Origin of the sequence: Streptococcus sp. M143 (assembly GCF_000162495.1) — a bacterium.
Lineage (GTDB): Bacteria > Bacillota > Bacilli > Lactobacillales > Streptococcaceae > Streptococcus > Streptococcus dentisani.
The window spans coordinates 370,526-385,256 of the sequence record NZ_GG730097.1; the positions used below are offsets into that span (position 1 = coordinate 370,526).

Sequence of the window (14,731 nt, forward strand, 5' to 3'; positions counted from 1 at the left end):
TTGTAGGTAAACTGCTAACTATAAAAGTCTTTACTAGCCTAGAAAAATAAAAAGGAGTATACAATATGTCTATTGTTATCGGTGCAGATGCTGCAGGTTTGAGATTGAAAGAAGTTGTGAAAGACTTCTTGGAAAAAGAAAACTTCCACGTTGTGGATGTTACAGCTGAAGGTCAAGACTTTGTTGATGTGACTCTTGCTGTTGCTGCAGAAGTAAACAAAGAAGAACAAAACCTTGGTATCGTGATTGATGCCTATGGTGCTGGTCCTTTCATGGTCGCAACAAAAATCAAAGGAATGGTTGCTGCAGAAGTATCTGACGAACGTTCAGCTTATATGACTCGTGGCCACAATAACTCACGTATGATCACTATGGGTGCACAACTTGTTGGTGATGAATTGGCTAAAAATATTGCTAAAGGATTTGTTAACGGCAAATACGACGGTGGTCGTCACCAAATTCGTGTTGATATGTTGAATAAAATGTGCTAATTAGATTACAGTAAGAAAGGTAAGATAAAAATGAGAATTGCAATTGGATGTGACCACATCGTAACAGATGAAAAAATGGCGGTTTCAGAATTTTTGAAATCAAAAGGATATGAAGTCATCGACTTTGGTACCTATGACCACACACGTACTCACTACCCAATCTTTGGTAAAAAAGTTGGTGAAGCCGTTACAAGCGGTCAAGCTGATCTTGGGGTATGTATCTGTGGTACCGGTGTTGGGATCAACAACGCTGTAAATAAAGTTCCAGGTGTACGTTCTGCCTTGGTTCGTGATATGACAACAGCTCTTTACGCTAAAGAACAGTTGAATGCCAACGTTATTGGTTTTGGTGGTAAAATCACTGGTGAATTGCTCATGTGTGATATCATCGAAGCTTTCATCAATGCCGAATATAAACCATCAGAAGAAAACAAAAAATTGATAGCTAAAATCGAGCACGTTGAAACTCACAATGCTCATCAAGCGGATGCAAACTTCTTTACAGAATTCCTTGAAAAATGGGATCGTGGTGAATACCACGACTAAGAGGTGACGCATGATTTTAACAGTCACAATGAATCCATCCATTGATATTTCCTATCCTTTGGATGAATTGAAAATTGACACTGTCAACCGTGTGGTGGACGTGACCAAGACAGCTGGTGGTAAAGGTCTCAATGTTACGCGAGTTCTTTCAGAATTTGGTGATTCTGTTGTAGCTACTGGTTTAGTCGGTGGTAAACTTGGTGAGTTTTTAGTAGAACATATCGATGATAAAGTAACGAAACGTTTCTTCTCCATTCAAGGAGAGACTCGTAACTGTATCGCAATTCTGCACGGAGATAACCAAACAGAAATCCTTGAAAAAGGACCCGAAGTTCTGGAACAAGAAGGGCAAAATTTCTTGGCTCATTTCGAGAATCTCCTTGACACTGTGGAAGTAGTCGCTATTTCAGGCAGTCTGCCAGCAGGCCTTCCAGTTGATTACTATGCGAGCTTGGTAGAGCTTGCTAATCAAGCAGGGAAACCAGTTGTTCTGGATTGCTCAGGTGCAGCTCTTCAGGCGGTTCTTGAATCACCACATAAACCAACAGTAATTAAACCAAATAACGAAGAATTGTCTCAGCTTCTTGGGAAAGAAGTTTCTGAGGATGTGGATGAATTAAAAGAAGTTCTCCAAGAGCCTTTGTTTGCAGGGATTGAGTGGATTATCGTTTCACTTGGTGCAAATGGTGCTTTTGCAAAACATGGGGATACTTTCTACAAGGTAGATATTCCAAGAATTCAGGTAGTTAATCCTGTCGGATCTGGAGATTCTACTGTTGCAGGTATTTCATCAGGACTTCTTCATAAGGAATCGGATGCAGAACTCCTCATCAAGGCAAATGTCCTTGGTATGCTCAACGCTCAAGAAAAGATGACAGGTCATATCAATATGGCTAACTATCAAGCTCTATATGATCAATTAATAGTAAAAGAGGTATAAAATGGCTTTAACAGAACAAAAACGTGCATGCTTAGAAAAACTTTCAGATGAAAATGGAATCATCTCAGCTCTCGCCTTTGACCAACGTGGTGCTTTGAAACGCCTCATGGCTCAATACCAAACAGAAGAGCCAACAGTAGCTCAAATGGAAGAACTCAAAGTCTTGGTAGCAGATGAATTGACAAAATACGCTTCATCTATGCTTCTAGACCCAGAGTATGGACTTCCAGCTACAAAAGCACTTGATGCAAATGCTGGTCTTCTCCTTGCTTATGAGAAAACTGGCTACGACACAACAAGCACTAAACGCTTACCAGACTGCTTGGATGTTTGGTCTGCAAAACGTATTAAGGAACAAGGTGCGGATGCAGTCAAATTCTTGCTTTACTACGATGTAGACAGTTCTGACGAACTCAACCAACAAAAACAAGCCTACATCGAACGCATTGGCTCTGAGTGTGTGGCGGAAGATATTCCATTCTTCCTTGAAATCCTCGCTTACGATGAAAAAATCGCTGACGCTGGCTCTGCAGAATACGCCAAAGTAAAACCACATAAAGTTATCGGTGCTATGAAAGTCTTCTCAGACCCACGCTTCAACATTGATGTTTTGAAAGTGGAAGTTCCAGTCAATGTTAAATACGTTGAAGGCTTTGGCGATGGTGAAATCGTGCATACTCGTGAAGAAGCGGCAGCCTTCTTCAAAGCACAAGACGAAGCAACTAACTTGCCATATATCTACTTGAGTGCGGGAGTATCAGCCAAACTCTTCCAAGATACACTTGTCTTTGCCCACGAATCAGGCGCAAACTTCAACGGCGTTCTTTGCGGCCGTGCAACCTGGGCAGGATCAGTTGAAGCCTACATCAAAGACGGTGAGGCAGCAGCTCGTGAATGGCTTCGCACAACAGGATTTGAGAACATTGACGAACTCAACAAGGTTCTTCAAACCACAGCGACTTCATGGAAAGAACGCGTGTAAAATCTTCCTCCTAGTTTAGGAACATGAATCTAAAAAAATTTTAAAAAAAGTTACATGTAAAGGTTTACAAAACAACTTACTTGTGCTATACTTAGATCACAAGTTAATACAAGGTGAGTGTTACTAAGTAATATTAGGCATGATCACAGGTGGATTAGAAATCAAAGGATTTTCTAGTTCATTTGTGGTCATTTTTTGTACTCATATACCTTTAAGATATAAAAGGAGGTTGCCATGTATCGAATTCTAAACCCAATGAATCACAATGTCTCGCTTGTCAGAAATGACAAAGGAGAAGAAGTGATTGTGATTGGTAAAGGGATTGCATTTGGAAAGAAGAAAGGGGATTTGATTGCTGAAGAACAAGTTGAGAAAATCTTTCGGATGAAGACAGAAGAGTCTAGGGAAAACTTTATGGCTCTGCTCAAAGATGTCCCGCTTGATTTTATCACAGTAACCTACGAGATCATTGATAATCTTTCTAAGAAATATCACTATCCGATTCAAGAGTATCTCTACGTAACCTTGACAGATCATATTTACTGTTCTTACCAAGCTCTAACACAAGGAAGGTACAAGGATAGCAATCTACCAGATATTTCTACTAAGTATCCTATCGCTTTTCAAATTGCTAATGAAGCTTTTGAAATTTATCGTCAGAAGTTGACAGATAATTTCCCCGAGGATGAAATTATTCGGATCGCTTATCATTTCATCAATGCCGAAGGGGAGAATGAAGTTCAAGTGGTTGAGTCGATTGATAAGAGGAAAGAAATTCTCAGGAATGTTGAAGAAGTGCTGAAGAGTTACGCTATTCAACGAACCGAAGAGAATAACCATTTCTATGATCGCTTTATGATTCATCTCAACTATTTTTTGGATTATTTAGACCGTTCCAGAGATGATAATCAATCGCTTCTAGATATGGAAGACCATATTAAACAATCCTATCCAAAAGCGTTCGAGATTGGCTCCAAGATCTATGATGTGATTACGCAACATACTGGTCTTGATTTGTATAAGAGTGAGCGAGTTTATCTAGTTCTACATATCCAACGTTTATTGTCATAAAAATTTAATTAAAAATACATAAGGAGAATTCTATCATGAATAGAGAAGAAGTAACATTGTTAGGTTTTGAAATCGTAGCCTATGCTGGCGATGCTCGTTCAAAGCTATTGGAAGCCTTGAAGGCTGCTGAAGCTGGCGATTTTGCGAAAGCAGATAGCTTAGTCGAGGAAGCTGGTTCTTGCATTGCAGAGGCTCACCACGCGCAAACAAGTCTATTGACCAAGGAGGCAGCTGGTGAGGACTTAGCTTATAGTGTAACCATGATGCACGGTCAAGACCACTTGATGACTACCATTTTGTTAAAAGATTTGATGCACCATTTAATCGAACTCTACAAGAGAGGAGTTAAGTAATGAACAAACTAATTGCATTTATTGAGAAAGGAAAACCTTTCTTTGAGAAATTATCTCGTAATATCTACCTTCGTGCTATTCGTGATGGTTTCATTGCAGGGATGCCTGTTATTCTCTTCTCAAGTATCTTTATCTTGATTGCTTTTGTACCAAACTCATGGGGCTTTAAATGGTCTGATGATGTTGTTAATCTCCTCATGAAACCTTATAGCTATTCAATGGGGATTCTAGCTCTCTTGGTAGCTGGTACAACAGCTAAGTCATTGACCGACTCAGTAAACCGTAGCATGGAGAAAACCAACCAAATCAACTATATGTCAACACTTTTGGCTGCGATTGTTGGTTTGTTGATGTTGGCAGCTGATCCGATTGAAGGTGGCTTTGCAACAGGTTTCCTTGGAACAAAAGGGTTGCTTTCAGCCTTCCTTGCTGCCTTTGTTACTGTAGCCATCTATAAGGTTTGTGTTAAGAACAACGTCACTATTCGTATGCCTGACGAAGTTCCACCAAATATCTCACAAGTCTTTAAAGATGTGATTCCATTCACTCTATCAGTGGTTTCTCTTTATGCTCTTGATTTACTAGCTCGTCATTTTGTTGGTGCAAGCGTAGCTGAATCAATCGGTAAATTCTTTGCACCATTATTCTCTGCTGCTGATGGTTATCTAGGTATTACCATTATCTTTGGTGCCTTTGCCTTCTTCTGGTTTGTTGGTATCCACGGTCCTTCAATCGTCGAGCCAGCAATCGCAGCTATTACCTATGCAAATGCTGAAGTCAACTTAAACCTTCTTCAACAAGGGATGCATGCAGACAAGATCCTTACTTCAGGTACACAAATGTTTATCGTTACCATGGGTGGTACGGGTGCGACACTGGTTGTTCCATTCATGTTCATGTGGTTAACAAAATCAAAACGTAACCGTGCAATCGGACGTGCTTCAGTAGTTCCAACTTTCTTTGGTGTAAATGAACCAATTCTGTTTGGTGCACCGCTTGTATTGAACCCGATTTTCTTTATTCCATTTATCTTTGCGCCAATTGCCAACGTATGGATCTTTAAATTCTTCATTGAGACGCTTGGCATGAACTCATTTACAGCCAACCTTCCTTGGACAACACCAGGTCCGCTCGGTATTGTTCTCGGTACAAACTTCCAAGTTCTATCGTTCATTCTTGCTGCCCTTCTAATCGTTGTTGACATTGTCATTTACTATCCATTCCTTAAAGTCTATGATGAACAAATCCTTGAAGAAGAGCGTTCTGGTAAAGTCAATGATGAATTGAAAGAAAAAGTAGCAGCAAACTTCAATACTGCCAAAGCAGATGCTATTCTTGAAAAAGCAGGTGTAGAAGCAGCGCAAAACACAATCACTGAAGAAACAAATGTCCTCGTTCTCTGTGCTGGTGGAGGTACAAGTGGTCTCCTTGCAAATGCTCTAAACAAAGCAGCTGCAGAGTACAATGTCCCTGTCAAGGCAGCAGCTGGTGGCTATGGAGCTCACCGTGAAATGTTGCCTGAGTTTGATCTGGTTATCCTTGCTCCTCAAGTTGCTTCAAACTTTGAAGACATGAAGGCCGAAACCGACAAACTTGGTATCAAACTTGCTAAGACAGAAGGTGGCCAATACATTAAACTGACTCGTGATGGAAAAGGCGCTCTTGCCTTCGTTCAAGCGCAGTTTGAAGAATAAAATGTAAATACCAAAGAAGTGAGATGGAGGAACTCCTCCCAACTATATCCCCATCTCAGTTCTATTTCTTGAAAGGTGAATCAAATGACAAAAACACTTCCAAAAGACTTTATTTTTGGCGGAGCAACAGCAGCCTACCAAGCAGAAGGTGCTACACATACTGATGGTAAAGGGCCAGTCGCCTGGGACAAATACCTCAAAGATAACTACTGGTACACTGCTGAACCAGCCAGTGATTTCTATCACAAATACCCAGTTGACCTCAAACTTGCAGAAGAGTATGGTGTCAATGGTATCCGTATTTCAATCGCTTGGTCACGTATCTTTCCAACTGGTTATGGGAAGGTTAATGACAAGGGGGTTGAGTTCTATCATAAATTATTTGCAGAGTGCCACAAACGGCATGTTGAGCCATTCGTGACTCTTCATCACTTTGACACGCCAGAGGCGCTTCATTCAAACGGAGATTTCCTAAACAGAGAAAACATTGATCACTTTGTGGATTATGCAGCTTTCTGTTTTGAAGAATTTCCTGAAGTTAACTTTTGGACAACCTTTAATGAAATTGGGCCGATAGGGGATGGCCAGTATTTGGTTGGGAAATTCCCTCCAGGTATTCAGTACGACCTTGCCAAAGTCTTCCAATCTCATCACAATATGATGGTGTCGCATGCGCGTGCAGTAAAACTTTTCAAGGATAAGGGATATAAGGGTGAAATTGGTGTGGTTCATGCACTGCCTACTAAGTATCCTCTGGATCCTGAAAATCCTGCAGATATTCGTGCAGCTGAGTTAGAAGATATTATCCATAACAAGTTTATCCTAGATGCGACTTATCTAGGACGCTATTCCGACGAAACCATGGAAGGTGTCAACCATATCTTAGCAGTCAATGGTGGAAGTTTAGATCTGCGTGAAGAAGACTTCGCTGTGCTAGAAGCTGCAAAAGACCTGAATGACTTCCTTGGAATTAACTACTACATGAGTGATTGGATGCAAGCCTTTGATGGCGAAACAGAAATCATTCATAACGGTAAGGGTGAAAAAGGAAGCTCTAAGTATCAGATTAAGGGAGTTGGACGTCGAGTAGCTCCAGATTATGTGCCACGTACGGACTGGGATTGGATTATCTATCCTCAAGGTTTGTATGATCAAATCATGCGCGTGAAGAAAGATTACCCAAATTACAAGAAAATCTACATCACAGAGAATGGTCTCGGATACAAAGATGAGTTTGTGGATGGAACAGTCTACGATGATGGACGGATTGATTATGTTAAGAAACATATGGAAGTGATTGCAGATGCAATCTCCGATGGAGCCAATGTAAAAGGCTACTTTATCTGGTCGCTGATGGATGTCTTTTCTTGGTCAAATGGCTATGAAAAGCGTTATGGCCTCTTCTATGTTGATTTTGAAACCCAGGAGCGTTATCCAAAGAAATCGGCTCATTGGTACAAGAAACTAGCTGAGACGCAGATTATCGACTAAAACTAACAAAAAAATTCCCCACCAAGTGGCAGGGGAATTTTTTATGGTTTTGATAAAAGAATGGTTGTTTGTTTCGATAGATTTTCAAATGTCTCCTGACTCAGTTTGGAATCTGAAACGATTGTATCAATCTCTGAGATATTGTAGAAAGTGTAAAAATCAAACTTATTAAACTTACTGTGATCTGCCAGTAAGTATTTTTTATTGGCATTATTCAAGGCAATTCGTTGGGCTTCGCCCTCTTCCTCACTGAAAGTGGCAATAGCCTTATCCTTAATGCCATTACAGCTAACAAAAGCCTTAGAAAACTGAAGGTTGGTCAAATCCTGCAAGGTGAGTGTCCCCACAAAAGCACCAGTGATAGAGCGATAATTTCCACCAATCAAAATCAAATCTGTTAGTTTTCGTTCGTTTAGGATGAGAAAAACAGGAAGACTGTTTGTTACAACACGAATATTATCAATTGGGAGTTCACGAGCAAAACATTCTAAGGTTGTTCCTGGCCCGATAAAAATGGTTTCACCTTCGTCAATCAAATGACCTGCAAAACGGCTAATTTCTTGTTTTTCAGCAATCTGCAAGCCTTGTTTTTCAACATTTGAGCGTTCGTTGTTTAAGAGAGAACCTGTACGAAGTTTTTCAGCGCCACCGTGCACACGAACAAGCAAATCCTTATCTGCCAATTCTTGTAAGTAGCGGCGAGCTGTCATATCTGACACATCAAGACTCTCCATAATCTCTTTTACAGTAATAGTGCCTTTTGTGTTTACTGCTTCTAGAATACTATCTAGTTTTTCTTGCTTTAGCATCCTTATCACCTCGATTTCTACTATTATTATCTTACCATAAAACGCTCAATCAATCAAATAGAAAAAAACAAAATAAAACAAAACAAAAATACCATGGTTGTTTTAAACAAACCATGATATTTTGAATGATTGGTCAAATTAAGTCCAAACCGTAGTTGTAATCCTCATCTTGCATAGCTTCAACTTCACCAAGGAGGTAACCATTTCCGACTTGAGAGAAGAAGTCGTGGTTAGAAGTCCCTGTTGAAATACCGTTCATGACGATAGGATTGACATCATCAGCTGAATCTGGGAAGAGGGGATCTTGTCCGAGGTTCATGAGAGCTTTATTGGCATTGTAACGAAGGAAGGTTTTGACTTCTTCGGTCCAACCAACACCATCATAGAGGCTTTCTGTATAGCCCTCTTCATTCTCGTAGAGGGTGTAGAGCAGGTCGTACATCCATTCTTTGAGTTTTTCTTGCTCCTCTTCAGGCAATTCGTTAAAACCAAGTTGGAATTTGTAACCAATGTAAGTTCCGTGAACAGACTCATCACGGATGATCAGTTTGATGATTTCCGCAACGTTGGCCAGTTTGTTGTTACCGAGATAGTAGAGTGGGGTAAAGAAACCAGAGTAGAAGAGGAAAGTTTCAAGGAAAACGCTGGCAATTTTCTTTTCTAGTGGGCTACCATTGAGATAGATTTCATTGATAATTTCCGCTTTTCTTTGTAGGTAGGGGTTAGTGTTGGTCCATTCAAAGATTTCTTCAATCTCAGCCTTGGTGTTTAAGGTAGAGAAGATAGAAGAATAGGATTTTGCATGGACAGATTCCATAAATTGGATGTTGTTAAAAACAGCTTCCTCATGCGGTGTACGGATGTCTGAACGAAGAGCCTGAACCCCTGTTTCTGATTGCATGGTATCCAAAAGGGTCAAACCACCAAAGACTTTTCCTACCAAGTCTTTTTCCTTGTTTGATAGTTTTCTCCAGTCGTCAAGGTCATTTGACAAGGGGATACGCGTGTCGAGCCAGAATTGCTCCGTCAACTTTTCCCAAGTTGATTTGTCGATGACATCTTCGATGGCATTCCAGTTAATGGCTTTGTAGTAAGTTTCCATTTGAAATCTCTTTCTGTATGTAATAATGCGATGAAGGAATCTTCTCTATTTTATCATAGTCTGAGAAGAGTATCGCACAAAAAGTCGGAAGACCGACTTTTCATTTTTCCTAGTATTTTAGATGCTTATCCAAGTTTATTCTAGTGTAATCCTTTAATCAGTAATCTGAGGGAATTTAGTTGGCTCCGATTAAAGTTAAATCACACAGCTTTCACATTGGTTAGCACCGACTTCTCCACCGTCGTCTGTAAAGGTACGAACGTAGTAAATAGACTTGATACCCTTGTTAAAGGCATAGTTACGAAGGATTGACAAGTCACGTGTCGTTTGTTTGTTTTCTTTCTTCCATTCGTAAAGACCTTTTGGAATGTCGCTACGCATGAAGAGAGTGAGTGAAAGCCCTTGGTCCACGTGCTCTGTTGCAGCAGCGTAAACATCAATCACCTTGCGCATATCCATGTCGTAGGCAGAAGTGTAGTAAGGGATAGTATCTGTTGACAAACCTGCAGCAGGATAGTAGATTTTACCGATTTTCTTCTCTTGGCGTTCTTCGATACGTTGCGTAATCGGGTGGATAGAAGCAGAAACATCGTTGATGTAACTGATAGAACCATTTGGAGCAACAGCTAGACGGTTTTGGTGATAAAGACCATCTGCTTGAACCTTTTCGCGAAGTTCCGCCCAATCAGCAGCACTTGGGATAAAGACATCTTTAAAGAGTTCTTTAACACGGTCTGATTTTGGAATAAACTCGCCTGTCACATACTTGTCGAAGTAGCTTCCGTTAGCATAGTCTGATTTTTCAAACTTGTGGAAGGTGATACCACGTTCACGGGCTATATTGTTTGATTCCACCAAGGTCCAGTAGTTCATAAGCATAAAGTAGATGCTTGTAAATTCAATTGACTCAGGTGATCCGTACTCGATGAGTTGTTGCGCAAGGTAGCTATGAAGTCCCATAGCACCAAGACCAAAGGTGTGGGCCAAGCTATTTCCGTGGTCGATAGTAGGAACAGCTACGATGTGTGAACTATCTGTAACGAAAGTCAAAGCACGAACCATCGCACGGATAGAACGACCAAAGTCAGGTGAAGTCATCATGTTGACCACGTTGGTTGATCCAAGGTTACATGAAACGTCTGTTCCCATTTGAAGGAATTCTTGAGCATCGTTGATTAAGCTTGGTTCTTGAACTTGAAGAATCTCAGAACACAAGTTACTCATGATAATCTTACCATCAACGGGATTAGCACGGTTGGCTGTATCAATGTTGACTACATAAGGGTAACCAGACTCTTGTTGCAATTTAGAAATTTCAGTTTCCAAATCACGCGCCTTGATTTTTGTCTTGCGGATATTTGGATTTGCTACTAATTCTTCATATTTTTCAGTGATGTCGATGTAGTTGAATGGCACACCGTACTCAAGCTCTACAGAGTATGGGCTGAAGAGGTACATTTCTTCATTTTTACGAGCCAATTCGTAGAATTTATCGGGCACCACAACACCAAGCGAAAGGGTCTTAACACGAACTTTTTCATCGGCATTTTCTTTCTTAGTGGAAAGGAAAGCGATGATATCTGGGTGAAAGACGTTGAGGTAGACAACACCAGCACCTTGACGTTGACCCAATTGGTTAGAGTAAGAGAAGCTGTCTTCAAAAAGCTTCATAACTGGTACGACACCAGAAGCTGCTCCTTCATAACCTTTGATAGGAGCTCCGGCTTCACGAAGGTTGCTGAGGGAAATTCCCACACCACCACCAATACGTGAAAGTTGAAGAGCTGAGTTGATGGAACGTCCGATAGAGTTCATATCATCCGTTACTTGGATCAAGAAGCAAGATACCAACTCACCACGACGAGCACGTCCAGCATTCAAGAAGGAAGGAGTAGCAGGTTGGTAGCGTTGGTGGATAATTTCATTGGCAATATCAGTCGCAATCGCTTCATTACCATCTGCGAAATAAAGTGCGTTAAAGAAGACGCGGTCTTCCATGCTTTCAAGGTAATATTCACCGTCATTAGTCTTCAAGGCGTATTGATTATAGAACTTATAGGCAGCCATGAAAGACTTGAATTGAAAGTTTTGATCCTTGATAAATTGAGACAATTCTTCCAAGAATTCTGGACGGTATTTCTTAATAAATGCTGTTTCAATGTAGTTGTGTTCAATGAGGTAGTTGATTTTATCAGTGATTGAATCAAAAACCATAGTGTTTGGAACTACATTTTCTTTAAAGAAGGCATCCAAGGCTTCTTTATCTTTATGAAGCATGATTTGTCCATTAACAGGACGGTTAATTTCGTTATTGAGACGGAAGTAGGTCACGTCCTCAAGATGTTTTAATCCCATAAAATTTCCTTTATCTAATTACAAAAGAAAGGCCTCTAAGTTAGCCCTAGAAGCAGTTTCTTCTGGATGATGTACTAAGATTATGCTAATTGTTTCAGTTTTCCTGGTTGGAAGCCTGAAAAGACTTCAGTTGGTGTTTGGATAACAGGAGCTGCGCTGAAACCGAGCTCTTTAACTTGATCGATGTACTCAGGTTGCTCGTCGAGATTGATCTCACGATAAGCGACATTGTTGCTATCCAAGAAACGTTTGGTCATTTTACATTGTACACAATTATTTTTAGAATAAACCGTTACCATTTTCGTAACTCCTCATAAAATTTGATTACTTTCTTAGTATATCAGAAAAAAAAACTTTGTCAAACTTTTTAAACTAAATCTTGTGCCTAAAAGTTACAGTTTTAAAAACCAAATACAAGATATAGTGGTTTTTAAAACATAAGCTTTGGCTTTCATTGAACTATCAAAGTTTATCAAAACAAAAAAACTATATACTGTATATTGGTAAGATAAATAGAAGATTTTCAGCAAGTTATCAGAAAGGAAAACGAAGAAAATAGCAAAAATCGTAAGAACAGGAATAAGTCTAGCTGAGACAATACTTTAATAAAATAGAAACTGTAATATTTACGAAAAAAAGAAATTTTCTACACAAGATGTCCCAATATTTTGTATTAGAATATCTAAAATATAACCAAAGTGGAAATGACAGATTATGATGTATTCATAAAAATGGATCATTGGTTAATTTTATATAGGATACTTATGAGTTTCGTATCCTTTCATAAGGAGTATATAAATACAATGTTTGAAAAAGTTCATTTTATGTGATACACTATCTGTGATTATAAGATTAAAAAATGGATATCTGAATGCTTTTGTTTGATAGAGAATGTTATCAGATTATAATTAGATTAAATGAATGAAAGAACACAGAATTAGGAGGCGCGTGGTGAAAGAAAATGATGTTATTTTAAAACGGCAATCGACTCAAATATTTTTTAAGAATGGTGATACGGATTTTTTCTTCAATTGGTTGTTAGGAATCGGTGAAATTTTTGGTTTCTCTCATGGAGAGCTTTATTATCTTGCTCAAAGATTGGGGAACTCACCAAAGCCTGATGACTGGAAAAATGTATTTTTATCGCATGTAAACTACCTTGAACAAGAAGCAAGTAATTCAGGATTGAGTGAACAAACAAAGGCGCAGTATTATCTTGCACAGACCTACTCACTTCGCTCGGCAATCCAATTTACCGATCCATTTTCTGAAGAGTATTTACCGACCGTTCGTCAAATGGAGAAGGTGTTTTCTAGTGCAATTCATTCACTAGGTGCACCGATTGAAAAATTAACTATTCCCTATCAGGGTTCTTACTTGCCTGGTTATTATCTTCATAGCGACGATAATTGCCCAACGATAATCATGATTGGTGGAGGTGATACTTATCGCGAAGATTTATTTTACTTTGCAGGATATCCTGGATGGATACGAAATTATAATGTTTTAATGGTTGATCTTCCTGGTCAAGGGAGCAATCCTAGTAGAGGGCTGGTCTTTGATGTGGATGCTTCTATTCCAATTTCATTATGCATAGACTGGTTGGAAAATAGAAATCCTAAACTAAATTATTTAGCTATTTATGGTGTCAGCGGAGGGGGATATTTTACTGCACAAGCTGTCGAAAAGGATCCAAGAATTCATGCTTGGATTGCTAGTACCCCTATTTACGACGTTGCAGAACTTTTCAGAAAAGAATTTGGATCAAGTTTGAAAGCACCTAGTTGGTTAATAAATGCCATTTTAAAATTAGCTGGAAATTGGAATGAATCAGCAAATTTAAATCTTAAAAAGTATGCATGGCAGTTTGGTACTTCTGATTTTAAGAGTGCTATTGATGATGTATTTAACCATGCAAAGATTGTGGATTACCAAAAAATTCAATGTCCATGCCTTTTTATCATGGGAAAGGGTGAGGGTGCTGAACTGCAGCATCAAACTAAGGTGATTTATGAAGAACTTAAATCTAAAAATCAACAAACTAAACTTCAAGTATTTGAGGCGGAAAGTGGTGCGGACGCTCATTGCCAAGTCAATAATCTAAGACTCGCCCATAATGTCGTTTTTGATTGGTTGGATACTTTATTTGAATGGAATCAATCAAAGTTTTAGTTCTACTTATACCACTTAGATATATCTACCTTTTTACTGTTAGGGGCTACAAACTTATTTTACTTTAAGTAGCAAATTGGATAAATTCTCTACTGTTGATGGTAAGAGTAGGTTTTAGAATTTCAGGATTTGATGAAGTCTTTTCAAATAATGGATTTACTGAGTTATATTAATTATAGTTAAATAGTATTATTTCATTATTTACTAGGATTGTCCTCTGATTGGTATTAAGGGAAAATAGCTTTGAAAATTGAATTTTGATGATGACATTCTTTGAACAATTAGTGTTTAGATATGCTATTTAGTTACTAGAGTGCTCATTTAATAGAAAAAGAAGTAATTTCATTTTCAGTAAAAGTCCATAAAATACTTGAAAAATTATCTAGAAGGTGATATAATACAGTCTTGTAAGGGTTATCACATATAACTCAAAAAAGAAATAACTAAAGGAGAGTCAAACTATGGCTTCTAAAGATTTCCACGTAGTGGCAGAAACAGGTATTCACGCGCGTCCAGCAACATTGTTGGTTCAAACAGCTAGCAAATTTGCTTCAGATATCACTCTTGAATACAAAGGTAAATCAGTAAATCTTAAATCTATCATGGGTGTTATGAGTCTTGGTGTTGGCCAAGGTGCTGACGTTACAATTTCAGCTGAAGGTGCAGATGCTGACGACGCAATCGCTGCTATCACTGAAACTATGGAAAAAGAAGGATTGGCATAA

14 protein-coding genes are annotated in these 14,731 nt (G+C 39.1%); 10 read left to right on the forward strand and 4 right to left on the reverse strand.

What is annotated here, in order from left to right; all coding sequences use genetic code 11:
* The first annotated feature begins 65 nt into the window (after positions 1 to 65).
* The 8 genes from lacA to lacG all read left to right on the forward strand — a co-directional run bounded on the left by lacA (position 66) and on the right by lacG (position 7,568).
* Entirely contained in the window at positions 66 to 491 is a 426-nt protein-coding gene (lacA, locus tag HMPREF0850_RS08470) for a galactose-6-phosphate isomerase subunit LacA (RefSeq protein ID WP_000029277.1), read from the forward strand.
* Between the two features lie 30 nt (positions 492 to 521).
* A complete protein-coding gene (lacB, locus tag HMPREF0850_RS08475) occupies positions 522 to 1,037 on the forward strand; it encodes a galactose-6-phosphate isomerase subunit LacB (protein ID WP_001216921.1) in 516 nt (171 codons plus the stop codon).
* A 10-nt stretch (positions 1,038 to 1,047) separates the two neighbouring features.
* Positions 1,048 to 1,977, forward strand: a complete 930-nt coding sequence (locus tag HMPREF0850_RS08480; protein ID WP_000604302.1) for a tagatose-6-phosphate kinase — start codon at positions 1,048 to 1,050, stop codon at positions 1,975 to 1,977.
* 1 nt (position 1,978) lies between these two features.
* A complete protein-coding gene (gene lacD, locus HMPREF0850_RS08485; RefSeq protein WP_001219108.1) occupies positions 1,979 to 2,959 on the forward strand; it encodes a tagatose-bisphosphate aldolase in 981 nt (326 codons plus the stop codon).
* Between the two features lie 234 nt (positions 2,960 to 3,193).
* Positions 3,194 to 4,030 (forward strand): PRD domain-containing protein, encoded by an 837-nt coding sequence (locus HMPREF0850_RS08490; protein WP_000285704.1) that lies wholly within the window; start codon positions 3,194 to 3,196, stop codon positions 4,028 to 4,030.
* A 35-nt stretch (positions 4,031 to 4,065) separates the two neighbouring features.
* Complete coding sequence (locus HMPREF0850_RS08495) at positions 4,066 to 4,383, forward strand: PTS lactose/cellobiose transporter subunit IIA (RefSeq protein ID WP_001078323.1); 318 nt, start codon at positions 4,066 to 4,068, stop codon at positions 4,381 to 4,383.
* Positions 4,383 to 6,077 carry a lactose-specific PTS transporter subunit EIIC gene (locus HMPREF0850_RS08500; RefSeq protein WP_001037309.1) on the forward strand — a complete coding sequence of 565 codons (1,695 nt, stop codon included), beginning with the start codon at positions 4,383 to 4,385 and terminating at the stop codon, positions 6,075 to 6,077. The genes HMPREF0850_RS08495 and HMPREF0850_RS08500 overlap by 1 nt, the downstream gene beginning before the upstream one ends.
* An 84-nt stretch (positions 6,078 to 6,161) precedes the next feature.
* Complete coding sequence (gene lacG / locus HMPREF0850_RS08505) at positions 6,162 to 7,568, forward strand: 6-phospho-beta-galactosidase (protein ID WP_000169298.1); 1,407 nt, start codon at positions 6,162 to 6,164, stop codon at positions 7,566 to 7,568.
* Positions 7,569 to 7,609: 41 nt separating this feature from the next.
* Here the strand turns inward: lacG and HMPREF0850_RS08510 are convergent, their stop codons facing one another.
* The 4 genes from HMPREF0850_RS08510 to nrdH form a co-directional block, all read right to left on the reverse strand.
* Complete coding sequence (locus HMPREF0850_RS08510) at positions 7,610 to 8,377, reverse strand: DeoR/GlpR family DNA-binding transcription regulator (protein ID WP_000917582.1); 768 nt, start codon at positions 8,375 to 8,377, stop codon at positions 7,610 to 7,612.
* A 133-nt stretch (positions 8,378 to 8,510) separates the two neighbouring features.
* Complete coding sequence (gene nrdF, locus HMPREF0850_RS08515; protein WP_000451377.1) at positions 8,511 to 9,479, reverse strand: class 1b ribonucleoside-diphosphate reductase subunit beta; 969 nt, start codon at positions 9,477 to 9,479, stop codon at positions 8,511 to 8,513.
* Between the two features lie 195 nt (positions 9,480 to 9,674).
* The gene (gene nrdE / locus HMPREF0850_RS08520) at positions 9,675 to 11,834 is read right to left on the reverse strand and encodes a class 1b ribonucleoside-diphosphate reductase subunit alpha (protein WP_000523267.1); all 2,160 of its coding nucleotides are present in this window, start codon (positions 11,832 to 11,834) and stop codon (positions 9,675 to 9,677) included.
* Between the two features lie 80 nt (positions 11,835 to 11,914).
* Positions 11,915 to 12,133, reverse strand: coding sequence for a glutaredoxin-like protein NrdH (nrdH, locus tag HMPREF0850_RS08525; RefSeq protein WP_000259240.1), 219 nt, complete (start codon positions 12,131 to 12,133; stop codon positions 11,915 to 11,917).
* 652 nt (positions 12,134 to 12,785) lie between these two features.
* On the opposite strand from nrdH, the gene HMPREF0850_RS08530 reads away from it, so the two are divergent.
* Both HMPREF0850_RS08530 and HMPREF0850_RS08535 read left to right on the forward strand, forming a co-directional pair.
* The gene (locus HMPREF0850_RS08530) at positions 12,786 to 14,006 is read left to right on the forward strand and encodes an alpha/beta hydrolase family protein (protein WP_000661899.1); all 1,221 of its coding nucleotides are present in this window, start codon (positions 12,786 to 12,788) and stop codon (positions 14,004 to 14,006) included.
* A gap of 461 nt (positions 14,007 to 14,467) precedes the next feature.
* On the forward strand, positions 14,468 to 14,731 hold the full coding sequence (locus tag HMPREF0850_RS08535) for a phosphocarrier protein HPr (RefSeq protein WP_000146948.1): 264 nt from the start codon (positions 14,468 to 14,470) through the stop codon (positions 14,729 to 14,731).